This window comes from Bacillus sp. TH17 (assembly GCF_016651125.1).
GTDB classification, from domain to species: domain Bacteria; phylum Bacillota; class Bacilli; order Bacillales; family Bacillaceae_G; genus Bacillus_A; species Bacillus_A mycoides.
Window position 1 is genome coordinate 2,353,735 of the sequence record NZ_JAEKEN010000001.1, and the last position, 25,896, is coordinate 2,379,630.

General features: G+C 33.1%; 27 protein-coding genes and 5 pseudogenes. 6 read left to right on the plus strand and 26 right to left on the minus strand.

The genetic code is table 11. The features are described 5' to 3' along the window. Positions 1-6 precede the first annotated feature (6 nt). Complete coding sequence (locus JFT95_RS11915; RefSeq protein ID WP_201052309.1) at positions 7-315, minus strand: YxcD family protein; 309 nt, start codon at positions 313-315, stop codon at positions 7-9. Continuing rightward, positions 303-752: a hypothetical protein gene (locus JFT95_RS11920; RefSeq protein WP_002032604.1), complete on the minus strand. Its 450-nt coding sequence runs from the start codon at positions 750-752 to the stop codon at positions 303-305. The genes JFT95_RS11915 and JFT95_RS11920 overlap by 13 nt, the downstream gene beginning before the upstream one ends. A 257-nt stretch (positions 753-1,009) precedes the next feature. Between JFT95_RS11920 and JFT95_RS11925 the strand changes: the two genes are divergently transcribed. Together JFT95_RS11925 and uptA are read left to right on the plus strand one after the other, a co-directional pair. Beyond that, positions 1,010-1,777 (plus strand): DUF1836 domain-containing protein, encoded by a 768-nt coding sequence (locus tag JFT95_RS11925; protein ID WP_201052310.1) that lies wholly within the window; start codon positions 1,010-1,012, stop codon positions 1,775-1,777. 344 nt (positions 1,778-2,121) lie between these two features. After that, the gene (gene uptA / locus JFT95_RS11930) at positions 2,122-2,727 is read left to right on the plus strand and encodes an undecaprenyl phosphate transporter UptA (protein ID WP_002032601.1); all 606 of its coding nucleotides are present in this window, start codon (positions 2,122-2,124) and stop codon (positions 2,725-2,727) included. A 45-nt stretch (positions 2,728-2,772) separates the two neighbouring features. On the opposite strand, the pseudogene JFT95_RS11935 reads toward uptA, so the two are convergent. Beyond that, positions 2,773-3,252, minus strand: a pseudogene (locus tag JFT95_RS11935) (DinB family protein); the annotation flags it as partial. A gap of 145 nt (positions 3,253-3,397) precedes the next feature. Between JFT95_RS11935 and JFT95_RS11940 the strand changes: the two are divergent. Then, the gene (locus JFT95_RS11940) at positions 3,398-3,622 is read left to right on the plus strand and encodes a hypothetical protein (protein ID WP_002032598.1); all 225 of its coding nucleotides are present in this window, start codon (positions 3,398-3,400) and stop codon (positions 3,620-3,622) included. A gap of 47 nt (positions 3,623-3,669) precedes the next feature. On the opposite strand, the gene dltD is transcribed toward JFT95_RS11940, so the two are convergent. The 7 genes and pseudogenes from dltD to JFT95_RS11975 form a co-directional block, all read right to left on the minus strand. Then, on the minus strand, positions 3,670-4,851 hold the full coding sequence (gene dltD, locus JFT95_RS11945) for a D-alanyl-lipoteichoic acid biosynthesis protein DltD (protein WP_002127775.1): 1,182 nt from the start codon (positions 4,849-4,851) through the stop codon (positions 3,670-3,672). A 335-nt stretch (positions 4,852-5,186) separates the two neighbouring features. After that, entirely contained in the window at positions 5,187-6,809 is a 1,623-nt protein-coding gene (locus tag JFT95_RS11950; protein WP_201052311.1) for a peptide ABC transporter substrate-binding protein, read from the minus strand. Positions 6,810-6,829: 20 nt separating this feature from the next. After that, on the minus strand, positions 6,830-7,831 hold the full coding sequence (locus tag JFT95_RS11955) for a C40 family peptidase (RefSeq protein ID WP_201052313.1): 1,002 nt from the start codon (positions 7,829-7,831) through the stop codon (positions 6,830-6,832). 39 nt (positions 7,832-7,870) lie between these two features. After that, positions 7,871-8,923, minus strand: a complete 1,053-nt coding sequence (locus JFT95_RS11960; protein ID WP_078203346.1) for a dipeptide epimerase — start codon at positions 8,921-8,923, stop codon at positions 7,871-7,873. Between the two features lie 113 nt (positions 8,924-9,036). Continuing rightward, complete coding sequence (locus JFT95_RS11965) at positions 9,037-9,363, minus strand: DUF3870 domain-containing protein (RefSeq protein ID WP_002127779.1); 327 nt, start codon at positions 9,361-9,363, stop codon at positions 9,037-9,039. Positions 9,364-9,451: 88 nt separating this feature from the next. Further along, positions 9,452-9,727, minus strand: a complete 276-nt coding sequence (locus JFT95_RS11970) for a hypothetical protein (protein ID WP_201052315.1) — start codon at positions 9,725-9,727, stop codon at positions 9,452-9,454. Next, positions 9,666-10,021: pseudogene (locus JFT95_RS11975) on the minus strand (FtsB family cell division protein). The gene JFT95_RS11970 and the pseudogene JFT95_RS11975 overlap by 62 nt, the downstream one beginning before the upstream one ends. Positions 10,022-10,309: 288 nt before the next feature. Here JFT95_RS11975 and JFT95_RS11980 point away from each other — a divergent pair. After that, positions 10,310-11,236 carry an aldo/keto reductase gene (locus JFT95_RS11980; RefSeq protein ID WP_002127781.1) on the plus strand — a complete coding sequence of 309 codons (927 nt, stop codon included), beginning with the start codon at positions 10,310-10,312 and terminating at the stop codon, positions 11,234-11,236. 48 nt (positions 11,237-11,284) lie between these two features. Here the strand turns inward: JFT95_RS11980 and JFT95_RS11985 are convergent. The 10 genes and pseudogenes from JFT95_RS11985 to JFT95_RS12030 all read right to left on the minus strand — a co-directional run bounded on the left by JFT95_RS11985 (position 11,285) and on the right by JFT95_RS12030 (position 20,071). Then, positions 11,285-11,880: pseudogene (locus JFT95_RS11985) on the minus strand (DJ-1/PfpI family protein). Continuing rightward, entirely contained in the window at positions 11,877-12,368 is a 492-nt protein-coding gene (locus tag JFT95_RS11990; RefSeq protein WP_002127784.1) for an ankyrin repeat domain-containing protein, read from the minus strand. Before JFT95_RS11990 ends, JFT95_RS11985 begins: the two are co-directional and overlap by 4 nt. Before the next feature lie 383 nt (positions 12,369-12,751). Further along, the gene (locus tag JFT95_RS11995; RefSeq protein WP_000789035.1) at positions 12,752-12,982 is read right to left on the minus strand and encodes a hypothetical protein; all 231 of its coding nucleotides are present in this window, start codon (positions 12,980-12,982) and stop codon (positions 12,752-12,754) included. A gap of 166 nt (positions 12,983-13,148) precedes the next feature. Beyond that, a complete protein-coding gene (locus JFT95_RS12000; protein WP_002012946.1) occupies positions 13,149-13,649 on the minus strand; it encodes an invasion protein in 501 nt (166 codons plus the stop codon). Positions 13,650-14,055: 406 nt separating this feature from the next. Next, complete coding sequence (locus JFT95_RS12005; protein WP_002127785.1) at positions 14,056-14,319, minus strand: hypothetical protein; 264 nt, start codon at positions 14,317-14,319, stop codon at positions 14,056-14,058. A 143-nt stretch (positions 14,320-14,462) separates the two neighbouring features. Further along, a pseudogene (locus JFT95_RS12010) lies at positions 14,463-15,022 on the minus strand (AAA family ATPase). A 112-nt stretch (positions 15,023-15,134) separates the two neighbouring features. Continuing rightward, a complete protein-coding gene (locus JFT95_RS12015; protein ID WP_201052316.1) occupies positions 15,135-15,896 on the minus strand; it encodes a class I SAM-dependent methyltransferase in 762 nt (253 codons plus the stop codon). A gap of 228 nt (positions 15,897-16,124) precedes the next feature. Beyond that, positions 16,125-17,918, minus strand: coding sequence for a Xaa-Pro dipeptidyl-peptidase (locus tag JFT95_RS12020; protein WP_002168207.1), 1,794 nt, complete (start codon positions 17,916-17,918; stop codon positions 16,125-16,127). Positions 17,919-18,054: 136 nt separating this feature from the next. Further along, entirely contained in the window at positions 18,055-19,431 is a 1,377-nt protein-coding gene (locus JFT95_RS12025; RefSeq protein ID WP_201052318.1) for a sensor histidine kinase, read from the minus strand. Next, positions 19,424-20,071, minus strand: coding sequence for a response regulator transcription factor (locus JFT95_RS12030; protein ID WP_002168205.1), 648 nt, complete (start codon positions 20,069-20,071; stop codon positions 19,424-19,426). Before JFT95_RS12030 ends, JFT95_RS12025 begins: the two co-directional genes overlap by 8 nt. A 121-nt stretch (positions 20,072-20,192) precedes the next feature. Here JFT95_RS12030 and JFT95_RS12035 point away from each other — a divergent pair, with 121 nt between their 5' ends. Then, positions 20,193-20,609, plus strand: coding sequence for a hypothetical protein (locus JFT95_RS12035; RefSeq protein WP_002032565.1), 417 nt, complete (start codon positions 20,193-20,195; stop codon positions 20,607-20,609). Positions 20,610-20,653: 44 nt separating this feature from the next. On the opposite strand, the gene JFT95_RS12040 is transcribed toward JFT95_RS12035, so the two are convergent. The 6 genes and pseudogenes from JFT95_RS12040 to JFT95_RS30230 all read right to left on the minus strand — a co-directional run. Next, positions 20,654-21,151 (minus strand): DinB family protein, encoded by a 498-nt coding sequence (locus JFT95_RS12040; RefSeq protein WP_002085004.1) that lies wholly within the window; start codon positions 21,149-21,151, stop codon positions 20,654-20,656. 97 nt (positions 21,152-21,248) lie between these two features. Beyond that, positions 21,249-21,707: a GNAT family N-acetyltransferase gene (locus JFT95_RS12045; RefSeq protein ID WP_201053643.1), complete on the minus strand. Its 459-nt coding sequence runs from the start codon at positions 21,705-21,707 to the stop codon at positions 21,249-21,251. 97 nt (positions 21,708-21,804) lie between these two features. Continuing rightward, on the minus strand, positions 21,805-22,479 hold the full coding sequence (locus tag JFT95_RS12050) for an HAD family hydrolase (protein WP_201052320.1): 675 nt from the start codon (positions 22,477-22,479) through the stop codon (positions 21,805-21,807). A 29-nt stretch (positions 22,480-22,508) separates the two neighbouring features. Further along, entirely contained in the window at positions 22,509-23,210 is a 702-nt protein-coding gene (locus tag JFT95_RS12055) for a 5'-methylthioadenosine/adenosylhomocysteine nucleosidase (protein WP_201052322.1), read from the minus strand. A 13-nt stretch (positions 23,211-23,223) separates the two neighbouring features. Next, positions 23,224-24,849, minus strand: coding sequence for a M3 family metallopeptidase (locus JFT95_RS12060; protein WP_201052324.1), 1,626 nt, complete (start codon positions 24,847-24,849; stop codon positions 23,224-23,226). A 210-nt stretch (positions 24,850-25,059) separates the two neighbouring features. Further along, positions 25,060-25,134, minus strand: a pseudogene (locus JFT95_RS30230) (DUF3888 domain-containing protein); the annotation flags it as partial. A gap of 169 nt (positions 25,135-25,303) precedes the next feature. Between JFT95_RS30230 and JFT95_RS12065 the strand changes: the two are divergent. Continuing rightward, entirely contained in the window at positions 25,304-25,891 is a 588-nt protein-coding gene (locus tag JFT95_RS12065; RefSeq protein ID WP_201052326.1) for a GNAT family N-acetyltransferase, read from the plus strand. The last annotated feature ends 5 nt before the right edge of the window (positions 25,892-25,896 follow it).

The following is a 25,896-nucleotide window of genomic DNA, read 5'->3' on the forward strand; positions in this document are numbered from 1 at the left end:
TTTTCACTACTCGTCCGAGTTATTAAATTTCGCTAATGCGTAGATGCCTTCTTCATCATCTAATTCAAGTTGCAATCTTGCTGCAAATGAATTGACGTTGTATTCTCGATCAAGCAACAAGCGTAGTGCTTCGATTAAGTTTGCTTGAATTAAAATTTGCTGGCGACCATTTACCTCTACTTCTGCAGAGAAACCGTAGTCATCATCATACATTAGTTCAACTGAAACTTCTTCTGGACCAACTTGTCGTTTTTTAGCGATATATACGCAAAGTGCATTTATAAGTTCTTGTTCAGAAATTTTTATTGTTTCCATGCTACTTCATCTGCCTTTTTCTTACGTTGATCTTTGAAGTATTTAAATGCACGAACTGCTAACATTACGATACCAGCCATTACTAACATATTTACCATAAACGCTAATACAGAACCAAGTGCTCCCATATTTGCAAATAAGCTACCCATTAGTAAACCACCAAGACCACCTAGTAATAGGCCTTTCATAAAGCCACCTTTATTACTTTTTGGCGCTGTGTTTGTTGCTTTTGTTTTTGAATCAGTTGTCGTTTTTTGTGAATTCACATTAGAATCTTTTTTGTTTAAATCAACTTTTGACTTTTGACCTGAACTTGGTGTATATGATTTTTTACCAGATTTGTAACTTTTCGCTGCCGCATGATCTACGAACATAAAGCTACTAGCCCCAAAGATAACCATGAATGCTGTCATTACTGCTACAAGTTTTTTCAACATATTATATCCATTCTCCTTTTATATAGATATATGTGAAATCTATCTTTCTAGTAAATTCAGAATGATAGATTTGTTTTAAAACCATTTTAAAGGTTCTTATGAACTTATTATATGAACTTTTGTCGAAATATGCAAGCATTATTTACTTACGACAATTTCATGACATAGGAAAAATTAAGCAAAACGGAATTGACTTTAAATGAAACAAAACATATTATAAGTTCATAAGAACTTTTTATAATTTTGGAGGTGAAAAGATGGAAACATTTCATCTCACACGAAACGAAATGGCAACGCTCCTTCTATCACTAAGAGGATGGAATACGAAGAAGCCTCTCGGCATTTTACAAGAAGCTTGGGCAAAGTCACATAAAAAAGATATTGAAAGCGGACAAAGCGTTACTGCTTTTATTACAACCGCACTTTCACCTATTTTTGAAAAATTGATTAAGATTGACGATACGGATGTCGTCGGTTTTTCTTTAAATGAAATAGTTGCGCTTGGCAATCAGATTGAAAACACGAGTTTCTCTGTAACTGCTATGCAAAACTGGGTGAAACGAGATATAAAAGAAATGATTGGCTCACCTCAAAAAGGGAAAAAATACTCAATCGAACAAGCAGCATTACTATTCATTGTCGAAGATTTAAAAACAGCGCTTGATTTTGAATCTATTCGCAAACTATTACGACTCATCGTAAATGACCCGGCCGATCGAAGTGATGATTTAATTAATCCTCTTCATTTATATGTAGCTTATTCTTCTTTATTTGAAGAACTGAATCAAGGGAATTACTTACAACTAAATGCTACAGATACAGTTCATACGATCGAAAATATCGTAAAAGAAAAAGCTGATAAAATAGCAAGTAAGTTCGATCAAATTAATAACGAACAACGCGAAGCAATTCGTAACGCTATTATTATCGCCACACTTTCTGTACATACCGCTTATGTACAAATGCTAGCGAAACGATATGTGACAGCAACATTATTTTTACAAAATTTAGATGTGAAACCTTAAAAAACAGGAGCAGATTTGCTCCTGTTTTTTATATCAATATATCTTTTGTACTATTAAGCTCACATGAAATTCGAAATTGCCCTTCATGAACTTTTTCGGAGACTAAAAAAGTTTTATGTAGACACCTTTATTCTCACTAATATATGAGAAATATTTAATAATCTTTTCATTATCTCTTCATGAAAACTGGGCTTATATCCTTTACTATAATACTTATGAGAGACATAAAAGAATTGAAATGGCAATCCACTATATAAATAAGGTATAATCTACATATAGTGAACCTTTTACATTGTTAAATAAAGGGGCTTATATTCAAAATTCATAAATTAGAAGGTGCAACAATGTTAAGTAGTTTTATTCATTCAGTATTAACATTTTTTGAGGGATTAGGTTATTGGGGCATAATGCTTGGACTTATGATTGAAATTATTCCAAGTGAGATTGTCCTTGCTTATGCGGGATACTTAGTATTCAATGGTAGTATCTCATTTGTAGGCGCAGTTATATTCGGTACAATTGGTGGGGTTATTGCCCAAATCTTTGTTTACTGGATTGGTCGATATGGTGGTCGCCCTGTATTAGAACGTTACGGTAAGTATATTTTCATACATAAAAAACAAATGGATGCTGCTGAAGATTGGTTTAATCGTTACGGAACTGGCGTAATTTTCACTGCACGTTTCATTCCTATCGTTCGTCATGCGATATCAATTCCTGCTGGTATTACAAAAATGCCATTACTACGTTTCACTACATTAACAGCACTTGCGATCATCCCTTGGTCTATCATTTTCATTTATTTAGGTGAGAAACTAGGTGAAAATTGGGAGAATATTAACGATATTGCTGGACCGTATGTGAAATCGTTCGCTATCGGTGGTGTTGTACTTATACTTTTATATTTCGTAATAAAAAAGTGGACAAAAAAACGTAAAAATCTTGCTTAAGATTATAATAAAAACCGCTATAAATTCATTAAGAATTATAGCGGTTTTATTATCGGCTTGATCATGTATTAGAAATTGTATTATTTCTTTTTTATGCTTTAAGTCATGCTCGATAAGTGATGAAAAATAATTATTTAACCTCAATTTTTTTGTGCCAAATTGATAGTCATTATTAAAATTCCGAGCAGGAATTCGCTCAATTTGGTCTACTAATTGTTTACGAGTAAAGCTAAATTGATCTATTAATTCTTCTTTTGAAATACCAGACCTTGCATATTTTATTGCACCCTTATTCATTTCCTCAACATCTGTTGGAACGATATGTACAGATTTCCCGCTTACAAAATATGAAATTCTATACTTCATTAAAAACTCATCCCAAACAATAAAATGTGAAATTACATCCGCAATTGCCCATGAACCTTTTTTAAATGGTTGAAACCATTTATCCTCCGATATTCCATTCAATGTTTGGCACCATTCTATTAGATTTAACTTTTCTTCCAGAATCCTTCCTTTCTCCATAATGCACTCCTCTTCCACACTAATAATTCATTCATATTAATGATTTCTAGACATTTCATTAAAACACTCCAGTCTAAGATTTACATGGATAAGCAACAATTCCACCATAAAATACGTATAGTAACTCAAAAAGGATTGATTCCCTATGCATTGGCAGCAAAAAGTACCATACTTAATCGGACGCCCTGTTGGTGTTTCTCTCATTAATGGGCAAGGGACATCCGGCGTTTTATGCGGCGTTCAAAATAATCAATTATTTGTTTACGAATACCTTTACCAAGCCCAGTTCGCCATGAAACATTATGACTTTAGACAAATTCAAGATATACACGCCTTTCCAAATTGCCCACACCAAAATCCTCTATACTAAAAAACAGGAACGGCTTTATTGCCATTCCTGTTTCTATTGTTTATGCATTATTTTTCAGAGTAAAACTTCTGCACTGCTTCATCAAAATAGATCCATCCTTTCCAGCCTAAATGAATCGTATCTTTTAAGAAATACTTATCATATTCATGGCTAGAAAAATCGACTACTGGGTATCCCGCTTTCTCAACTTGATCGCGAACCTTATTGTAATACACATCACGACGTTCTTTTGGGAAACCAGCGTAATCATACCACGGTCCGTTTACAGGCACAGAAATAAAGAGTGGTTTTACATTTTTTTCTTTGAAAAGATCTAAAACAATTTGTAAGTCATCATATTCTGGTGAATCATCATACGATTCATTTGCTCTAAAGTTTTTTAAACCTTTTAATTTTTTCTTTAAATTATGTTTATAATAATATGGATTTTCAATTCCGAATGTATTTGTTGTGGATCCTACTTTACCTTCTTGTTCCGCATGTTTACGTGCATCTTCCCAAGAAAGCGAACGTAATCCCATATTTGTTTCCTCTTTCATCGGTTCGATCTTAAATAGAGAGTTAAATAAATCTCGATGATCTAAAATGTTCCGGTACATATACGCTAGCGGTTTAGCTAGTCCAGCTTTTATGTTATGTTTTGTATCGTTATATACAATACTTTCTAGCGAACTACTTAATATCGCATCCTTACGAACAACTTTATAATCTAGTAAACGTTTCGCGATTTTTTTCTTCATTTCAGGCTTTATTTCGTCATTAAAAATAAAGTGATAGGCTTGTTGTTTGGAGAAATTATTTGTAAAATCCCCTTGTGATACACCGGTTTTTGTAAACCATTGTGGTGAAAGAACAAAGACTACCTTTTTACCTTCTAATTCATCCATTGTAGACGTCATATTTAATATATGAGCCAAGCTTTGCGTACCACCAGTCCCTATTAAAAATGGAGTAAAACCTGCTGGATTTACTCTAAAATAGTTAGATGGATGATATGCATCCATTCGTAAAAACTCTGATGAACCATACATCGGTAAATACTGCGAATTCTCTAACATTTTCTGTTGCAAGAAAACACTTTGTAATTTCTCTTTTTGTAAGGAAGTTGCTGCATCTTCTATCTTTTTATCGCTTATTAGTGAAACTAAACTCTTAGATGGAATAAGCAATACAATGAAAAAGAGTACACAGGCTAAAATAATTGGTCCGAAAGCATGCTTCATCTTCATCGTTTATTCCTCTTTCTATTGCTAATAAATTGTAACCCTTGTTTATGACACGTCATCATTTTTCTCCTTTTTTCTATACATGTCCCATTCTATTTATCTATTGTATACATGTATGTATTCCTCTCTTTTCTCTGCAAATTCATACATTCATAGAGAAAGAAAATGTTTCCAAAGAAACATGTTAATTATACAAGATTCTACATAAATTTCACACTGGAATTTATGTAATAATTTTATTTTCAAGCTATGAAAAAACTTATAAAATGTCTATAATTCATTTGAATCTATAAGAAAAAACAGACTATCACATACGTGAAGTCTGTTTCTCCATCACTTTATTTTTGTACATCTGCCCATTTTAAACTTGTAGCTGGACCGAATTGATGTACATATAATTCTTTCACATATGGTTTTTGTAAGTAAGAAAGACCGCGCTGGAATACTGGTGCAATTACCGCATCATCAAGGAGCACTTTTTCCGCATCTTGCAGTGCTTTCCAACGAGTTTTTTCATCATTACCTAATTCTGTTTTAATCTTCTTAATTAACGCATCATATTCTGGATTTGCATATCCTGTATTATTTACGGTACTTCTCGAAAGGAAAACTTCTAAGTATGTCATTGGATCTGGATAATCAGGTAACCAACGTGATAACGACATTTCGTATTCTTTTTTCTTCTCTAACGCTAATTTTTGCGTATGTGGTTGTAATTTCACATTTACTTTTAGCCCCGGTAAGTTTTTCTCAAGCTGTTCTTTAATATATTCGCCTACCTTTTTAAAGTTCTCTAAGTCATAGTTTAATAGTTCTAACGTCACTTCATTTGTGCCTGTCTCTTGCTTCGCCTTTTCCCAATATTCTTTCGCTTGTTTTACATCCGTCTTATTAAACTCACCTGCCGTACTTCTAAAATCTTTCTTATCTGGTCCTTTTAAAAATCCTTTTGGTACGTAATAATTCGCAGCAACTGATCCGTCATTTAAAAATGATGTCGCCAAGCCCTTTTTATCAAACACTGTACTTAGCGCAAGACGTGCATTTTTATTTTTAAGAATCGGCACATTTTCATTGAAACGGAAGAAATACATAACCGGATCTGTATATTGTTTCAAATCTTTATTATTTTTATATTTATCTACGAATTCTGTTGAAATGACAGCTCTATCAACTTTATCTGTCTCATATAAATTTACCGCAGTTGAAATTTCTTTAACAATTTGATAGTTTACTTCATCTAACTTCACTTCTTTTTTATCCCAATATTTATCGTTTTTCTTCATTGTAAAGCTCGCTTCGTGCTTCCACTCTGATAATGTAAACGGCCCATTATATATCGCTTTATTTGCCTCTAACCCGTATTTATCACCTTGCTCCTTCGCATATTTTTCATTAATTGGATAGAAAGATGGTAAAATGAGTAGTTTCGTAAAATACGGTACAGGATGTTCCAGCTCTACAACGAACGTTTTATCATCCTTTGCTTTCACACCTAATTCTTCTAAGCCTAATTGTTTCTTATTTATCTTCTCCGCATTTTTCACATCGTACGCGATATATGCATATTGAGAGGCTGTATCTGGATTTATAAGTTGCTTCCAAGCATATACGTAATCATGAGCTGTTACTGGATCTCCGTTAGACCATTTCGCATCACGTAAGTGGAATGTATATGTCTTACCATCTTTACTCACTTCATATTTTTGTACTCCCGCTTGAATCACTTCATCATTTTTCGATAAACGGAATAACCCTTCCATTACGTTATTCAAAACGTTAAATGATACCGCATCTGTTACTTTCCCTGAATTTAATGATGGAATTTCACCCGTTTCTAGTAGTTGTAATACTTTCTTCTCATCTTTCGGCTTTGTAGCTGTTTTTTCTTTAGCACAGCCTACTAAAAATGAAGATACAAGTAGAGTACTAACTAATGAGTAGCGAACAACCTTTTTCATATAAAGCCCCCCTATCTTTTTTAAGGTAAGTAACGACGAGCACCAGCGTATTCTTCTATATATCCTGGTGTATTTAGCGGTATAATTTCTACCGATCTTTCAGCCTTTGGAGAGTGAATCATATTTCCATCACCAATATACATGGCAACGTGATGAACACTACCTTTTCCTTGATTATGTGCAAAGAATATTAAATCGCCCTTTTGTAGGTTTTCTTTATCAACCGCAATTCCTGCTTTTGATTGTGGCCCAGAATCCCTCGGTATTGTAATGCCATGTGATTTATAAATCGTATGTGTAAATCCAGAGCAATCAAATCCAAAACCACTTGTACCAGCCCATATATACGGTAATCCTAAAAACATTTTTCCGGTGTTTATTAAGTCATCAGCGGTTGGAGTCGGAATATCATTTTGAGAATGGTAAACAGTTCCATCATTTTTCCGTAGCCACGCCTTCTGACCATTTGGTAACAATACGCGGTATGAGATCGTATCTTCACTTAATAGCGGTAAACGCGTATTATAACTGACTTCTAGCGATTTATGTTTTTCAGAAGGGTTAATATATACAATTGCTGTCGGTTTCGTTACTAATACAAAAGCTTCGTTTGTTTTATCTGCAAATTCCTGATTATACGTTAATTGTTTTTCAGGCATCCACCCTGGATACCCTTCTTCATTTCGCGGCGTTGGCTGTCCGTGCACTAGTACTTTTACCCAATCACCTTTTTTATCAATTACTGTTACTTCTTGACCGAGTAGCGCTTGCGTTTCTAATTTATTTGCACTCGTTAACCAAAGCTTCTCATCTAGCGTCATTGATTTCGTCCACTTCCATAAATCAACTGGATTTGTCGCACTCGGTGCATCAATTGGTCGTAATGAATCTGGTGCAGTCCATAACGTTGCAGCAGATACATCTATAAATGCTTTACTATCCTTCTTCTCTTCAGCATTCACCGAAGTAAACGATGAAAATATAAATAAAGTTGTTAAAAATGCATTTCCTACTTTTTTCATATATATCCCCCTTATAAGATAGTTTACTAGGTACTACTTCTAAGATTGTATATTCACTCTAGAATGCAGGTTTACCTTTGGACCAGTGTAAGTCATCCCTTCTGGCTCTTCTACTAACCATAACGGTGCATCAAGATCAAAGTAATGAATATTCGGATGAGCCGCAGCTAAATGGGCAACAGCGCTAACTGAAAGTGAAGATTCCATCATACTTCCGACCATACATTTCACACCTGCTACTTCCGCAATATCCGCAATTTTCCATGCTTCTCGTATGCCGCCGCATTTCATTAATTTAATATTAAGTAGGTCTGCATATCCTCCTTGGACAATCTTTAATGCGTCTCTTGCCGAAAACATACTTTCATCTGCCATAATAGGCGTTTGTACATTGTCCTTCACGTACTTTAATCCTTCCCAATCTTTCGCATGAACTGGTTGTTCTACAAATTCTATATTTAAATTTCTATTCTCCATTTCTCTAATAATAGAAACCGCTTCTTTCGGTTTCCATCCTTGATTTGCATCTAAACGTAACGTCGTATTCTTTGGTACTACATTTCGAATTGCCTCTATGCGTTCTAAATCTAAATGTGCCTCTTTACCCACCTTAATTTTTAATGTTTGGAATCCCTTTTCGATATGCTTTTTCGCTTCTTTTGCCATTAATAAAGGCTCATCAACACTTACTGTAATATCAGTATAAATCTCTTTCTTCCCACCTAACAATGCATATAACGGTATGTTGTGAAATCGACAATATACATCGTATAAAGCCATATCTACCGCCGCTTTCGCACTTGTATTTCCTATACAGCTCATTTGAATGTGTAACAATAACGTTTGAAATTGCAGCACATCTTTATCAACTAATACGGAGCGAATTGGCCCTAATATCGCTTCCTCAATCCCGTTGGCAAAATCACCTGTAATAACCGGTGTTGCTGCAGCAGCTCCTTTTCCAACAATCCCTTCATCTGTATGAATAAACACATCTATACTTTCGATTTCCGTTACAGTGCGAAGCGCAGTTTTAAACGGTGTATGAAGCTTTACATGTCGGCGGTTTACCTTCACATCGGTAATTTTCATTTTGTTCATCCTTTCATTGTTTATAGAGTGATACTTTAATATCCGGGTGGCTTTTCCGTTAATGCGAAACAAAAAAATCCAGCCATAAGAAGATTCTTACGGCTGGATTTTGTCTATGAATGGGTAGACAAAGCAGCGATCTGATTATATTTTTTCTGTGCATCCTTTAGCGCTACAAGTAGCGCCTTTTGACACGAACCGAAGTACCGATTTTTTATTTCTGTTACTAATGCTGGGTCATTAATATTTTTATGTAGAAACAAATATTTAACAAATTGAGATGTTAATGCAATTGTGGCTGAGCAATCTGCATCTACAATTTCCCCTGTATCCTTCTCAAGTACAAATGCTACAAAATAACTTTTGAACTTTTCGGTAATGGGATTATTTTGAGGTGCTTTCGCATCCCCTACGACGTAAATTGTATTTGAAGCGTACACAGCTATCTTCCTTTCTTATACGAGGATAACGGTTTTCTTAACAGACGTATAAGCTGTTAACTCAACGTTGATTAAAAAATGTATCCGCTTACCTTGTATTATATACAATTGACAGAATTTTAACAATATTTATTTTGACATATATTCCATAATTATGAAAATCTCTTAAAACCATTAAAATTGGCTCAAACTTCTCATTTTTACAATATGTCATTTCTCCTTGTACCATGACATTCACACTACAAACAACTTTTCCCTCATACATCAAAAAACAGTTAGCTATCGCTAACTGTTCCACCACTTCACTTTGGCAATACGAATATTGTTTCGTTTGACTTAGAAAATTGATACTCTTTTCTAGCAAACTTTAAAATCTCTTCTTCATTATCGGTTAAATTCTCAATGTTAGTCTTTAAAGAACCTTGATCTTTCTTTAAAGAAACTAATTGTTTCTTTTGATTTGTTATTGTATTTTTTTGCCATTAATTACTTCTTGTTGTTTCGTTAAAATATATTGAACGTACAAAGTAGTCGCAGCAATAAAAATGAACATGAAAATAAAACGCCTTAACTTCTTCTTATTTATAGTTCGCTTGTCGTTAGGCTGTGATAGTTGCTCTGGTATATTAGGAACATTGACTCTTTTGAGTTTCCTCATTTTCAAATCCCCCTAACCCATATTTTCTCACTACCATAGGCACGATCTCTTACTAACTTAAATTCTATTCTTATAAAATAACCTCCTTCACAAAAAAATCTCACAAATTAACCAATTAGAGATAGCGTTCGACGACATCTCTGTATTTAAAATGAGAATTTTTATTTATGCTGCTATAAAATAGTAGTTTATGTTATTCTTTTTCCCCAATTGTAGAAAACATTTTTACACGTATAAATTCTAGTTTTGCATACCGATGTTATAACATGCTTACAAGGAGGAAAAATGATGCACTACCGTACATTAGGTAAAACTGGAATTACTGTTTCTGAAATTGGCTTTGGAGCGTGGGCGATTGGCGGCGATGAATGGGGTCCTGTTAACGACAAACAATCTATAACCGCTATGAAGAAAGCAATTGAATGTGGCGTAAACTTTATTGATACTGCTGATGTATACGGATTAGGACATAGTGAAAGATTAGTAACTCAAGCGATAAGAGAGCACCGTAATAATATCGTTTTATCAACGAAAGGCGGTTTAATTGGGCATCACTATGATCCAAGTGGAGAGCCTGTTTATAATACTGCAGAAAAAGTGATCGCAGTATTTGAAACTAGCTTACTGCGCCTAGAAACAGATTATATTGATGTTTATTTCTGTCACATTTGGTGGGATAAACAAGAAGAAACAGAAGCATTTTTACGAGCATTTGAAATATTAAAACGGGACGGAAAAGTAAGAGCTGTTGGTGTTTCAACTCACGACATACAATATATAAAACACTTCAATAAAAACAATGAAATTGATGTTGTGCAACTTGATTACAACATATTAAACCGAAAACCAGAAAACGACATACTGCCCTACCTACAGGAGAACAATTTAGGAGCTGTTATACGCGGCCCTTTAAAAATGGGGATATTAACTGGAAAATTTACAAATAAAACAACTTTTCTTGACGGAGATTTACGCAAAGAATGGCCAAAAGAAAAGTGGTTTCAAGAAGATTTACAAAAAGTAGAGAAACTACGATTACTCTCAAATGAAAATCAAACCTTAGGGCAACTTGCACTTCGTTATGTCCTCACTCATCCAGCGGTATCGGTCGCAATTCCTGGCGCAAAAACAGAAAAACAAGCGAAAGAAAATGCAGACTCGTCTATCCGTCCGATTCTTACAGATGAGGAATTAGCGCATATTCAGTCAATATAAAACAAGACCAGCAGCTGGAAATATCCAACTGCTGGTCTTGTTTTACTTTTAATACTTTAAATCTATATCATATTCCATCCTCTTCGCTGTTTCTTCAGCAACCCGAGCACCCAACAAATTTCTCACAATGTGAAATGACATATTAATTCCAGCTGAAATTCCTCCAGACATAATAATATGCCCCTCATCTACAAACTTTACATTCTCTAATACTTCCACATTCGGAAAATCATTTCTAAAACTTTCAATACTTGCCCAATGTGTTGTCGCTTTGAAGCCATCGAGTAATCCAGCTTTCGCAAGTAAAAGCGCACCGGTACAAACAGAAGTCATTAACTTTACTTCTTTCATTTGCTCGCGGTCCAATTTGTTATTATTTCATTTTTCATTTCGTTTTCTCTAACACCTAACCCACCAGGAATAATTAAAATATCAACTGGAGGCAAGTTTTCGATACTATAGTCCGGTTGTACCTTTAATCCATTTCTCGCTGTAATCATTTCTCCATCTTGACTAACAGTATGAACTGTAAATAGTTGACCTTCACTTGTTGCTGTAACGGAAAAAACTTCAAATGGACCCGCAAAATCTAACACTTCCACTTCATTAAAAAGAAAAATCCCTACATTCCAGTGGCTAATCATAAGCTCACTTCCTCTTGCAAATGATGTAATAGGGATTCATACCCTTTTTCTAAAGCAATATCATATGCGGTTTTTCCATCATTTTTCTTAATCATTTTATTAGCACCATTTTCAAGAAGTAATATAATGATTTCTTCATTTCCTAATAACGCCGCTTCATGAAGTCCTGTCCAGCCACCACTTTGCACAGCATTCACATCTGATCCCTTTTCAATTAAGAAAGCTACAAGCTCGCTTTGCTTATTCGCAATTGCTGCTTGAAGAGGTGTATTTTCATTTTCGTTTTTTGCTCTAATATGTATTTCTGCTCCCTGTTCTAAAAGGAAACTTGCAATTTCTTTCTGTCCAAAATAAGCAGCTAAGTGAAGCGGTGTCCATCCATCTTCACTAAATGAGTTAACAACACTTGGATCCGTATTAATGATTTCTACTACCTTTTCTTTTTCCCCTCTTATGACTGCTTGTGATATTGATATGATTTGTTCCATAATGAACCTCCATGTATACAAATATTAAGTACCCCTTAATAAATTCCATTAATAATCACATGTTCCTTTCTAAATAATTAAGTTTACATAATAATACTATTTTTATAATTCGCTATCCTAATAAAAAAACAACCGACTCTAATGAGTAGATTGTTTTTGAATTTCATTTTTATATTTGTTTAAAAAATATCATTTTCACTTACAACTAATAAACATTAATAAAAATGAAATGAAATTATATATTTAGTAGCCATGAACTCTTTATATATTCAAAACCGGCTATTTACTTAAATTAATAGTTTTTATCACTTGAAAATAAAAATGGAATTTATCCTTACATTTGAAAAATACATATATAGCAAGAATCTCTAGCAGTACTCTTATCATACTAATCTATAACAATTCTGCCTTCTTCCCTTACCTGTATCCTTTAAAACATAAGACTTTAAAACGAGTGCTGTTAGTGAATCTGTTAATGTTTTATATGATAAATTTGAAAGAGCTAATAGATCGTTCGTATATAACATTCTATGCTTCTCTAATAATAATAGTACTAATCGTTCTGACGGTTTTAATGTTTCATCACTTTCTAGTATAAAATCTATATTTTTCATATCCCTACTTCTTACTCCTTATATAAAAAAATGATTTTAGTAGTTATTTAATATAAAAATACTACACAACAAATTTGAAGATATATCGAAATAACATAACACCCAAACACTTTTATACTATAACATAAAAAAGACATTTCCCCAAATTGAAAATGCCTTTTTATATCTACTTCTCTTTTTTATATAATTGATATGATTGTTCTAGCCCTTTATTATATTTCGTATTATTATCTGTCCATTCTCCCCCTAAGTTTCCTGGCCACCCTGATGTATTAGCAACATATTTAAGCAACTCCCAATCCTGCAGTCCTTTTTTCACACCACGTTCATACGATTTGACCATACTTGAAATTGCTATCGTTGTATTTATACGCGAATCCACTAAACTCTCTTCCGATAATTGCGCTGGTGCTAATCCACCACGATGTAATTGGAATAATCCGAAAGATGTTCCGTTATCCCCTATCGCTTTTCGATCAAATTTTGTTTCATGATCAGCAATAGATAATGGTATCCAATCTGGAATATCATACCTCTTTGCAACTTCACTAATTACTTGTTTATTATTTTTAATCTCTTTCTGCTTTTCATAGTTAATATAAATTACATAACTTAAAGTAACTAACGTAAATAATATGAATATATATTGTAGTGCCTTTTTCATCATTTCATCTCCTGCTTTGTATATGTTTCACTTTCTATATACACTATAAGACTTTTATGTGACATTCATTTGACAAAATGATATTAATTATACATAAGCTGTTACAGTTTTAACTATCAATCTAAAAACTACAATTCTTCTAAAAGACTCCTTCAACACATAAAAACAATCAGCCTTTCATGTATAGTACATGAAAGGCTGATTGTTTTTCACTGCACTTTTTTATGTATACAGTATATCCCTGCTATAATAAAACAAAAAAGACCTTTATACGTTAAAGATCTTTTTCATCTTATTTTTGTTACAAAAAACGCCAGAATCTAAAAAAACTTACTTTATGATTTGTATTTTTATATATAAATTAAAGGTTATAAGGCTACCAGCATCTTCTCGATTAACATTTTTCACATTAAATATTTCTTGCAATATGCGGTTTGCTGTAATGACTTGTTCCACCACCACCCACTACTACTTTTCCGCCTTTTTCGAAGATTAACAATTTACTTGAACCATCTGAAAGAAGTACTATTACTTCAGCATGATCACTTGTCGCTACATAGATTACATAACCACTTTTTGAAATGCAAGTTTCCCAATGCTTATCAAATTCTGATCTTACAACTCGATTAGAATACACTTGATTTTCAATTCTTCCTGGCTGTTCATTTTCCAATTTTTTCTTACCTCCTTCCAAAGTTGTCATTTATATATAAATGACGGTTTCTCAATAAATTAGTGACCGTCCTTAATATAAATAGTATATGTAGTTAGTAGGAGAATGCTTGGACAATGAAAACGTAACAGCATTTAAGTATTTTACAATCGGAATTTTTCCTTAATCATTACAGCTACTTCTTTAGCACTCAAATGAGTATTATTAATTTTTATGTACTCTTCTTTTTCAATTTCATCATGAAATGAATTTAATCTATGTTTTTTCATCGTTTCTTTTAAATTTTTTTCAGACCATTCAATGTCTCTTTTTTCGGTTTATGCTCTAGTCTATGTGGACTTTTATTTCGCTCTAATCTTTCATCTAATTCTGCCTCGAGCTCTACAAAATATACTGCTGCGCCTTTTGATTCAAAAATACTTACTACATGGTTTATGTACTCCCAATCCGATTGAAGGTCAAATGCCCATACATATGTAAAAATCATTCCGTATAAATCACTTTTAGACACTTCTTCAAATATTTCATTACGAAACAAACTTACTAATCTTTTTGCTTCCTTTGTACTGTAATCAAAAAATGGACTTACTAAATCAATGGTCATGTGATTATGAAAATTTTTCAAATCTGTTAGTTTCGCTAATTCTTGTCCGACTGTCATTTTCCCGACTGCTTGCGGGCCAAATATTAAGATGAATTTCATTTGTTTTCCTCCGATCTTTCTCTATAAACAATGAAATAAAGCATATCCTAAAATTGAAAATAAGGCAGTCGATGTTGTGTCGATTGCCTTATTTTCATGAATAATCCCTATATTATTCCTTTCGTACAGCTTCAAAAGTAATAATTTGTTCTGCATTTGACGGTTGCTTTTCATAAACATAGTCAGCAGAGCAAGTAATGTCAGTGAAACCTATACTTTCTAAAAGGAGTTTAAACTCTTCTATTCCATACCACCGCATTGCAAAACGTTGTAGTTCAGTTTGTACTAACTTTCCTTTACTCCATTTTTCGTATTTTAAATATGATACAGTTACTTGGTTAAGCCAATCTATTTCAATTGATTTATTTTCTAATGTAATCCCGTCTCCGCTTGGTAAGGAAAAAGTCGATGTATGAATCTCACCCGTCTTCCAATCATACGGAAGTCCAAGGTCTACAATTAAACGCCCACCTGGATTAAGATGTTCATAAAAACATTTCAAAGCGTTTATAGAATCATCACGATTTTCAATTAAACAAAAGGATCCGGTAGGAATTATTATCGCCTCATATTTATATGGTAATGAAAATTGTTGTAAGCTTCCTTGGTATAAATTAGGGTTTAAGCCTCTCTCTTTACAACGCTTACGGCAAGAATCTAGCATTTCAGTTGAATAATCTATCCCATCAACTTTAAATCCAACTTCAAGAAGTGGAATAATGACACGCCCTGATCCTACTGCCGCTTCGAGAATTCTTCCCCCACAATTATTTAAACGTTCTTGGTAATACTCAATATCACCATTTAAAGAATAACCGACAGGTTTTGTAAAATCATATAGTTCTGTACAAAGTGTACTATAAAAACTAAACATTTATTTTCTCCTCCGTTTTATGTGTACGGAAGATTCTAATTTACTTAATCTTTCCGTACCTCAAATTTTAATGAGAATTCGAAAGAGCTGACTGTCATAATTTATCACTCACTTTCCATGTAATATATTTACATTGTATAATATTTCCTCGCGATTGAACATATCAAAGTTGAAAATTCTGATTATAAATAAAGAGCTTACTATAGTAAGCTCTTTATCAAAAACTATTTATTTCACAATCGGCAATGTCACTTCACTCAATTTCACCGTTAGCTTCGTTCCTGCTTTCGGTCTAATTGTATAATCGTAGTCACTTGCGATTAAAACGACCCCCATTTGATGCCCTGCTTTAAATACATAATCATCTGGCTGCATGTCCCATGTAAATGTGTAATCTTTACCAGGTTGAATCGCTGTTGAATTTTCTATACTATTTAAGTTTTGCGGATCCATCCAACCTCTCGTTACAATTTCAGGCCTCGCTCCGCCATAATCAACAAGTAAAGCTGTTAAATTTGAAACAGATCGATCAATATTTCCTGTTATTGAAATTTTAGGCGTACCACTTATTCGCATATCTTTTTGCAGTACAGGCATTGTATATACTAATCGATTCGCTATTTCTAACTCAGGGTTTTCTACTAGTTGATTTGACTTTATTTTAGCATCATCTACTAATGAGAAAACATTGTTTACTGATCCCATACTTAATGGTAGATTGACTGCTTTATTACTTAAATACATACGGACTTTTGATGGTACAGCTGCTGGATCTGGCCAATTTTTTATTTTTTGCCACGATTTATTTTCACGTTGTACATCTACCATCGGTTCATCCATAATTCCATTTTCAATTCCATATAACCAATAATCGAACCATTTATTTTGGGTTTGTTGCCAGTTATTACTTGATGTTCCGCCATGTCCACCTTGATGTAACCACATTTTACGAGGAACATTATTTTTGCCAAGAGCTTCCCACCACTGTGCGAACTGCTTCGTTTTTACATTCCAATCATTTAAACCGTGAACAACAAACACACTAGCCTTCACATTCTTAACATCTTTTACATAGTTACGTTTATCCCAAAAATCGTTATAATCGCCTGTTTTACGATCTTGTCCAGCTGTTAGTTCTTTAATAATTTGCCCGCAAACTTCAGGGTTCTTTCTTGTTAGTACTGCTTCTGCCATATTATCTGTATCTTCTCCCTGATATCCACCTGGCGCAATAACCGCCCCATTTGCACGATAATAATCATACCAGCTACTAATCGCTGCGATTGGAATAATTGTTTTTAACCCTTCCACTCCTGTTGTTGCGACAGCATTCGGTAACGTACCATTATAAGAAACTCCTGTCATTCCTACATTTCCCGTAGACCAATTTGCATTTACTTCCTTACCATCCTCTGTATATGCTTTTGCACGCCCATTTACCCAATCAATGACAGACTTCGTCCCTAGTATTTCTTGTTCATCTCCAGTTGTCGGACATCCATCTGATTTTCCAGTTCCGATACTTTCGCCTAAAATAACTGCATATCCTCTCGGAACATAATAATTACCATACGACCCAAGATTAACTGCCCCATACGGTTTTCCTTCATACGCATACAATTCTTCATCAACATTATAAACAGGCACATCTTTTAATCCAGATCGATATGGACTCATTTCATATATAACAGGAACTTTTACATTTGATTCTGTCTTTGGACGCATAACTTTAATCGATACTCGATCTTTCCTACCATCTCTATCACTATCGACTTCTGTCTCTACAAATAAATTTTCAATAATTGCTTCATCAAGAGAATAGATTGGTTTTGTCATCCCATTTTCCAATTGAATTTTTGTGTTTGGAGTTAAAGCTTCTGAAACTTGACCATTTAACTTAATATCACTCCCTTTTACAGAGCTCCCTTCATTTTCTGCATGTGCAGTCATACTAGAAACTCCTGAAGTAATTGTTAAAGATAATATAGCTGAAAGTGTTATTGCTAATTTCTTTTTCCTCATGCCCTTCCCTCCCCATATATTCCTTCTTTTACTATACATTAAAAATGCAGAAAATTCAGTTTATTTTTCGTAGAAAGTTGAGAATTTTGTAAAACATTCGAATCTTTCAAGATAATAGAAAAGGAACTAATAACAATTAGTTCCTTTCTATATACATATAAAATTGTATTTCTCCATCTTCTACCGAAACTCCGTATTCAAAACCATGTCTTTCTAATATACTTTTTACAATCGCTAATCCTAATCCAGTACCTGATTTTTCTTTACTGCGAGAAGACTCTAATACGTAAAAAGGCTCCCAAATTTTATCTATCTCTTTAATTCCCTCAGCAGCAATACCATTTTGAATTTGAAAATACACAATGCCATTTTTCTCTTCTAATATGATTTTTATATTTTGATTCGTTGTATATTTTATCGCATTAGAAATTAAATTTTGAAAGACCATTCTCATTTTATTTAAATCAGCATAAACAATCGTGTCACCAACACTATAGTCCACTTGCAACTTGATTTCTTTCGACTCCAGTTCAATCTTATGCTTATCTATTATACTTTGTACTAGTGGTTCAATAGGGAATTCTTCTTTTTGTAAAATATCTCTTTCTAGTTTAGAAAATCGCAATAACTCTTCAATTAAATTTGAAATTTGATCTGTTTGTTTAATGATTGTATCAACATATGTGCCATCATCTAAACCGTCTTTTATTCCCATAGAATATGCTTTTACTAATGCGATTGGTGTTTTTAATTCATGAGTTACATCGCCCAAAAATCGTTTTAAGTGGTCATTTCGATCTGTTAAATCTTGATGTGCTTCATGTAATTTATCACTCATAATGTTTATACTATTTGCTAAATCACCTATTTCATCATTCGTTTTAACTTTCGTCCGTTTAAATTTCAGACGTGAAATATCTTCTGCGACATCACTCAATTCATTCAGTGGTGTAGTGATTGTTTTTGAAAAAATCCAGACGAGCACGATAATAAGAAATAGTGAGAATCCCAAAATGTATATATAAAATGAGTTAAGCGTTTTAATTACTTCATTGGAATGTGCGATAGAAACTCCTACTAAAATCAACATATCATCTTTCGCAATGTATTTCGCAAAAAAACTAGATTTTATCTTTTCTTGATCATATATTTTATTCGATTGTCCGATGTTCTTCACTTTCGTAATTTCTTCTTTTGTAATCCAAAGTTTATTCAATGCAACTCTCTTTTTTGTAAGTTGCATGCGTAATTCTTCATTAATAGCATCTTCTGAACTATTTATTGATGTATACGCAATCGTAACATTACCTTCATTTTCAATATGATTTATAGCATCATCCAGTTCTTTACGCGGTATTGACTGGATTTGCGCTGTAATGCCTTCTAAGCTTTCGCGTGTTTTGTGCACATTATATTTTGGTAAAAAATAGTTAATTAATAATAAAGAGATGGCAAAAATAAGGATGACTGTTAAAGAGATGCTGAAAAATAACTTTTTACCGAGTTTATTCACACTCTTCCTCCAAACTGTATCCTAAACCGCGATGTGTCTTTATAATATTTCCTCCTATTTTTTTACGTAATCTTCTTACATGCGTATCAACCGTTCGCTCTTCCCCAAAATAATCAAATCCCCAGACGATATCTAACAACTTTTTCCTCGTTAAAATCGTGCCTTTGTGATTTAAAAAGCACTTTATTAATTGTAATTCTGTCTTTGTAATGTCTAATTCTTTCTCATTTTTATATACTTTATTTTTGGTGAAATCTATTTTTAAATCTTGAACTTGAATAACATCTTCATGCTGTACAAGCTTTTTCGCTCGCGTAATTAGCACTCCTGGGTGAAATGGTTTTTTCACATACTCATCTGCCCCGCTTTGAAGAGCTGCTAATTCATCTTCACTTTCACTTTTCGCAGTAAGCATTAATACTTTTACACTCGAATTCTTTTTTATTTCCTGACAGACAGTAATACCACTACTTTTCGGCATCATCCAGTCTAAAATAGCTAAGTCAATTTTCTCATCATAAAATATTTGAAGTGCTTCCTCTCCATCTTTTGCTAATAAAACTTCGAAGCCTTCTTTTTCAAAATACGCTTTTAAAATTTTCAGCATATCTTGTTCATCATCTGCGATTAATACTTTCATTACATTTCCTCCATTACTTATAAACAAATATCAATTTTATCATACAACTTCTTTGTTACATCAATGTGACATAAAAATATTTACAACGTTTGAGGGTATAGTAAGTGTGAGGTGTTGTTTCATGTTCAAAAAAATAGGAGTCATTACTCTTCTCTTCTTTTTATTATCAACAAATGCGTTCGCAAATACAAATAAACAAATTGAAGTATTTGATTGCAAAAAAGAAATGGTAGTCCAAAAACAATCTTTAGATTCAGCCATTCAAAAAGAAGCAGTTCAATACGCAAAATCAATTACTGGTCCATTTAAAAACTTAAATGTCGTTCCGAAAGATGGACATATGATAAAAATCCCATTATCGAAACCTGTTCCTATTACAAATCAATGGTTACATACAACAATCGATGAAGTACTCATCCTTCTCCCACTTAATGAAAAACCTTACATTATGCTTTACGATGATGAGAATAATCCACATTTTTATTATGTAAAAGGTGATCCGAAAACTTTATTGAAACAAATGAATGTTAAATTATAATTAATTAAAGATCCCGCAAGTATCATTCGCGGGATCTTTCTTTATCAGTTAACAACTTGATTTTCATTTAAAAAATTAATAATCTGCCTTTTGTGATGGTTATCGTGATCTACGAATTCTTTAATAATATATATTAGAGAGTACGGCATTCCAGTATGAGGACAATATGATACTCCATTGGCAGTTAAATGTTCCTTTAGCTTTCCAATAGACAGTCGGTTAAGCTCTTGAACAAGTAAATCTCTTTTAGCTTGGGCTTCTTCAAGAAGTTTTATCTTAGATATACCTGATTTTGCATAATTAGAGGCTAGTTTATTATATGTATCAAAGTCAGGGAACTCCATTCCCTGTCCATCTCTCACTGATGATAATGTCTCACGTAAAAGATAGTCATCCCAATTCATAATATGAGATACAATCTCACCAATAGTCCATTTCCCCTCTGATATTGGCGCTGTCCACAATTCTTCTTTCATACCTTTCAATGTGGTTATCCACATTGAATAATCTTTAAAATCATTAATAATTTTATTTTCTCCCATCATCTAATCCCCATTCTAATAGTAGATTCAAATAAATTATACCATAAATCTACACGATATAGAACAAACGTTCCTTTGGAGGTCAAATAATAATTCACTACATCCTTTTATCTAAGTTTAGATAATGGCTTGTTCCTACATACATTTTCCCTTTCACAAATCCACTCGAAGTATAAAACTGATTCCCCTGTTCTGTATCTGTATGTAAAACAACAATAGTAAAATAGATTTTTGCATCGCTTAAGATTCTCCCTAACAGTAACTTTCCTAATCCTTTCCGCCGGTAATCTTTTGCAATGTAAAACCTTCTCAATCGGCCAATCTTATTACCTTTCGTATACGGATCTTGATTTAATCCTCCAATTCCAATTAACGTATCCTCTCGAAAGATTCCATATAAACATTCACCTGTTTTACTAAACGTATTTCTTTTACTTTCATATTCATTTTTTAATTTTAATAAGAAGTTAAAACCTTCTTCTTTACTTTCCTGGACAAGGTGATTGACCTCATATTTTAGCAAATCTCCAATTCGTTTTATTTGTATATCTTCCAGCTTAATCTCCCACTTTCTCTATCCAAATGTATCTTTTTGAAAAATAAAAATGCCCAAGAATATATTATCCTGAGCATTCATTTGAATGTGAACTTATTCATTTTGTTATGTACGTATTCTTCAATTCTGGTAATATCCCCTTCAGTTCCATTAAATCATCAATTACTAAATCAGCATGAGCAAGCTCATCTTCTTGTGCAAAATCAAAATTACATCCAATCGCAATTAAACCATTATCTTTTGCCGCATTAATATCCGATAAACGATCCCCAACTACCGCTGCCTCTTGTATATCATACTTTTTCAAAATGCCTTTAACTAAATCACCTTTATTTAGCGAGTGTATTTGTTCAATACTGAATATTTCCGTAATCCATTGGTCTAAATCATAATAAGATACGATTGCCTGTAAATATTCCGTTAAACCATTACTAGCAATGTAAATGGAACAGTTATTTTCTTTTATAAAACTAAAAACTTCCTTTACATTCGGATATAAAGCACCATTTCCACTCTTTATATTTTCAATTAGTCTTTCTAAAAAATATCCATCTGTTTGTTTCCTTACTTCATTAGAGTGATTAGGTAATAAAGCTTCCCAAACTTTTGGTAAAGGCACACCCATGATTTCACGGTATTTATCAATAGGTGTTACCGTATCCCATAATTGTAGTGATTTTAAGTGATCAAATGTATCATCTAACGATAATTCTAAAATTTTATCTGTTTGAAATAATGTTCCGTCCATATCGAAAATTAGTGCTTGTAACATGATATTCTCTCCCATTCTTTACTTATGAACTACAATACAGCTTTACTCGAAATATTTTTAAGCATCTCAACAATAATTTCTGAACAATATTTCGCTGCGTTTTTCGCGAAATCATCATATGAAACTTGCGCTGAATCATCTGCACTATCAGAAATGCATCTCAAAACTAGAAACGGTATGTCATTTATATAAGCAACATGTCCAATTGCTGCTCCTTCCATTTCTGTACAATGAGGTGCATATTCAGTGACTAATTGCTCCTTTAATTTTGAATCCTCGACGAAGCATTCTCCGCTGACGATTCTTCCTTCATGAACAGTAATATTTAAACTACTACTATTAACAGCTTTTCGGGCTAAATCTCTTAATCCCTCGCTTGCATGAAACGCTTCTTGAAACGGGAATAGATTCTTCATTTGATTTTTATTAACATCATGATGCGTAACATTTGTAGAAATAACTAGATCGCCAATTTTCACATCCGGATGTAATCCACCCGCAACACCTGTATTAATGATAGAATTCACATCAAATTTATTAATTAAAATTTGTGTACATGCGGCGGCATTTACCTTTCCTACACCACATCGCGTAATAATAATTTCTGTATCCATGAAGTTTCCTTTATAAAAAGGTATTCCCGCAATAGTATGTTCCTCTTTAATAATTAGTTTTTCTAATAGTAAGTCTATTTCTATTTGCATTGCTCCGATAATACCGATCCTGTTCATATATGTAGTCCCCTTAATTAATTTGCAAATATTCATCAATATCTTTATGAATTTGCATAAAAGCTTTATTCCAAAATTCATACTCTGTTAGATCAATATCAAAATGTTTTTTCATCAATTCTTCAACTGGGGCCTTTCCTGTTTCTCGTAAAAACTCTTTATACCTCAAATGAAATGCATTTTTATTTTTATTTTCCTTTGCTATTTCAATTAAACTAAAACTCGCTAAATACCCAAATGTATATGGATAATTGTAAAAAGGAACGTCTGCTATATAAAACTGAACGTATTTCATCCAAACAAACGGCTGATATTCTGTTAGTGCATTCCCGTATGCCTTTTCTTGCGCGGCTATAGATAATTTCTCAATTTCATCAGCACTTAAAGGACCTTCCTTGCATTCTTCATAAAACTTCTTCTCAAACTGAAACGATGCACGAATTGCCATAACATAATTAAAACTATTTCTTATTTTCCAGCTAAGCAATGACTTTTTCATCTCTACACAATCTGTTGTTTGAATTAAATAATTCATGATTACCGTTTCAAAGAAAATAGACGCTGATTCAGCTGTACTCATTGACAGATAATCATCTAAAAATGAAGTAGATTGTTCAAGACTCATAACATAAAAATGCCAAGCGTGTCCCAGTTTATGAGCAAGTACTCTTACACTATCAATTGTTCCATCATAACGAAGCGAAATGCGAGATTCTTTTTCACTGAAAAAAGGAGCACAAAATCCACCCGGCGGTTTATTATCTCTCGATTCAGCATCGATCCAGCCATTCGCTATTGCATTCTGTGCGAACTGTGCCAATTCTTCATCTATATTTTTTAGTGCATCATATATGTTTTTTACTGCTACTGAAAAAGGAATAACAGTCTCATTACTTTCTTTCCATGTCATTAGCTCGTACCATGTAATTGAATTCTTTCCTTTTTTATAACCGTTTAACGCAATTACTAGCTTAGTAAGATTTTGTTCCGTTGCATTCCACATTTGGGATAATGCAGTTTCAGAGATGCCATTTGCTTGTAGTGATTGTTTTAAAATCTCTGTCCCTTCCATTTCATCACTTTTAGCATGACGTAATCTTCCTATTTGATTCAATACAGTAGCAAAGATATCTTTTTCCTTATTCAAAGCATCTGTAAGAGAATCAAATACTATTAATCTTTCATTATGATCATCACTATTCATCGCAACGTAATTTGCTTGTCCAAATGATAAAGTCTCTTTATCGTGTATTACTTCTATTTTATTTCTTAATTGTGTATACATATCTTCCCAAGCTTTTAATTCATTTTCTATTAGTTTAATACTTGAATGATTTGTATTAACACTTTGTCCCTTACTAGATTCTATTAATAGTTGAACTTCTTTCTTTAATTGATTTACTTTTACACTTAGTAAAGTATTTTCAGGATGCTTCTCATCTTCAGCAGCACGGCAATATAAGTAATACTCTGCTTTTTCGATAGCCTGTATAAGTTGTGAAAGGATTACTGAGTCTTTTGTTGCTTTATATTCAATTTTTAATCTTTCTATCGTTTCTATAGAAAACGTAAAGCTTTGTTCTTGAGGATATAGCCTGTCCAAATCCCATTGAGATTGGGCTTGTATTATTTTATTCATTTTGCACCCTCCTTTTTTTACAAATAGTTACAAAACTCTACTCTTTTCACTATTATATATGAACTATCAAAATTTTAATATCTTGAAATATTCAAATTTATATGAATGTAATTTGATATTTCATTTTCTATTTCTTCCTATTTATGTAAGTTGTAAGTATTACTACTTCTGCTAGGGAATTTCTAGGTTCGTATAGACTACACTGTTTATTTACTCTTTCTTTTGTTTGAAGTTTATAATTTTCACTCCACTTGGATTAATGTTATAAGTAATTGTTACAACATGAAGAGTCAATATTTTTAATAATATTTATGCTAGCTCGAATGACTGGAACTGATTTTTAAATATATTTCAAACAAATTGAAAAAAATACCACCCTAACGATATCTAAAGATGCTGGCTTTTACTGAGTATATATAGAATTTAAACATAGTAGAAAGTGAGAGAATAACTTATGACAACTCATATTGTACAATCAACCGACTATAATCAAGCATCTGATGCATTACGACGCGAAATTGCTGTAATGCTACAGCAGGTTTGGCCAGATTTCGATTCCACGCCTAAGGAAACAATTTCAGAAACTCACCTTAAAGAATTTAATGTACACTCATTTTATTCCTACATAGATGGAAAGTTAGTCAGCTATGCAGGTGTAGTGCGCAAAACTATCCATCATAATGGGCAAATATTTAATATAGCCGGACTTAGTTGTGTAGCGACTGATCCAGATTATCATGGGCAAGGTTTAGGTTTACAAACAGTTGCTGCAGCTACTGAATGGATTGAAAAACAAAGCAATATAGATTTCGGTATATTTACATGTAAACCGTCTTTAGTTCCCTTTTATAATCGTGCTGGCTCTTGGCCTGTTATACCGGATGTAGTACTTATTGGTAGAGAAGATGAAAATGCTTTATCTAGTGCATCCTTAGAAGCTGCTGTTTTAATGCGTTTGTTTTCAAAGAAAGCGAAATCCCATAAATCAATATTGCGTCATACCACTATTAATCTTGATTTTCCAGTTTCTCAGTTTCTATAATACAG

Bases quoted from the DNA above. Each gene is read 5' to 3' on its own strand.
- JFT95_RS11915 (WP_201052309.1), bottom strand. From the start codon at position 315: ATGGAAACAATAAAAATTTCTGAACAAGAACTTATAAATGCACTTTGC.
- JFT95_RS11980 (WP_002127781.1), top strand. From the start codon at position 10,310: ATGCACTACCGTACATTAGGTAAAACTGGAATTACTGTTTCTGAAATT.
- uptA (WP_002032601.1), top strand. From the start codon at position 2,122: ATGTTAAGTAGTTTTATTCATTCAGTATTAACATTTTTTGAGGGATTA.
- JFT95_RS12055 (WP_201052322.1), bottom strand. From the start codon at position 23,210: ATGAACAGGATCGGTATTATCGGAGCAATGCAAATAGAAATAGACTTA.
- JFT95_RS12060 (WP_201052324.1), bottom strand. From the start codon at position 24,849: ATGAATAAAATAATACAAGCCCAATCTCAATGGGATTTGGACAGGCTA.
- JFT95_RS12065 (WP_201052326.1), top strand. From the start codon at position 25,304: ATGACAACTCATATTGTACAATCAACCGACTATAATCAAGCATCTGAT.
- JFT95_RS11940 (WP_002032598.1), top strand. From the start codon at position 3,398: ATGCATTGGCAGCAAAAAGTACCATACTTAATCGGACGCCCTGTTGGT.
- JFT95_RS11920 (WP_002032604.1), bottom strand. From the start codon at position 752: ATGTTGAAAAAACTTGTAGCAGTAATGACAGCATTCATGGTTATCTTT.
- JFT95_RS12020 (WP_002168207.1), bottom strand. From the start codon at position 17,918: ATGAGGAAAAAGAAATTAGCAATAACACTTTCAGCTATATTATCTTTA.
- JFT95_RS12035 (WP_002032565.1), top strand. From the start codon at position 20,193: ATGTTCAAAAAAATAGGAGTCATTACTCTTCTCTTCTTTTTATTATCA.
- JFT95_RS12050 (WP_201052320.1), bottom strand. From the start codon at position 22,479: ATGTTACAAGCACTAATTTTCGATATGGACGGAACATTATTTCAAACA.
- JFT95_RS12030 (WP_002168205.1), bottom strand. From the start codon at position 20,071: ATGAAAGTATTAATCGCAGATGATGAACAAGATATGCTGAAAATTTTA.
- dltD (WP_002127775.1), bottom strand. From the start codon at position 4,851: ATGAAGATGAAGCATGCTTTCGGACCAATTATTTTAGCCTGTGTACTC.
- JFT95_RS11960 (WP_078203346.1), bottom strand. From the start codon at position 8,923: ATGAAAATTACCGATGTGAAGGTAAACCGCCGACATGTAAAGCTTCAT.
- JFT95_RS11955 (WP_201052313.1), bottom strand. From the start codon at position 7,831: ATGAAAAAAGTAGGAAATGCATTTTTAACAACTTTATTTATATTTTCA.
- JFT95_RS11995 (WP_000789035.1), bottom strand. From the start codon at position 12,982: ATGAAAAATATAGATTTTATACTAGAAAGTGATGAAACATTAAAACCG.
- JFT95_RS11925 (WP_201052310.1), top strand. From the start codon at position 1,010: ATGGAAACATTTCATCTCACACGAAACGAAATGGCAACGCTCCTTCTA.
- JFT95_RS11950 (WP_201052311.1), bottom strand. From the start codon at position 6,809: ATGAAAAAGGTTGTTCGCTACTCATTAGTTAGTACTCTACTTGTATCT.
- JFT95_RS12015 (WP_201052316.1), bottom strand. From the start codon at position 15,896: ATGTTTAGTTTTTATAGTACACTTTGTACAGAACTATATGATTTTACA.
- JFT95_RS12000 (WP_002012946.1), bottom strand. From the start codon at position 13,649: ATGATGAAAAAGGCACTACAATATATATTCATATTATTTACGTTAGTT.
- JFT95_RS11990 (WP_002127784.1), bottom strand. From the start codon at position 12,368: ATGGAACAAATCATATCAATATCACAAGCAGTCATAAGAGGGGAAAAA.
- JFT95_RS12040 (WP_002085004.1), bottom strand. From the start codon at position 21,151: ATGGGAGAAAATAAAATTATTAATGATTTTAAAGATTATTCAATGTGG.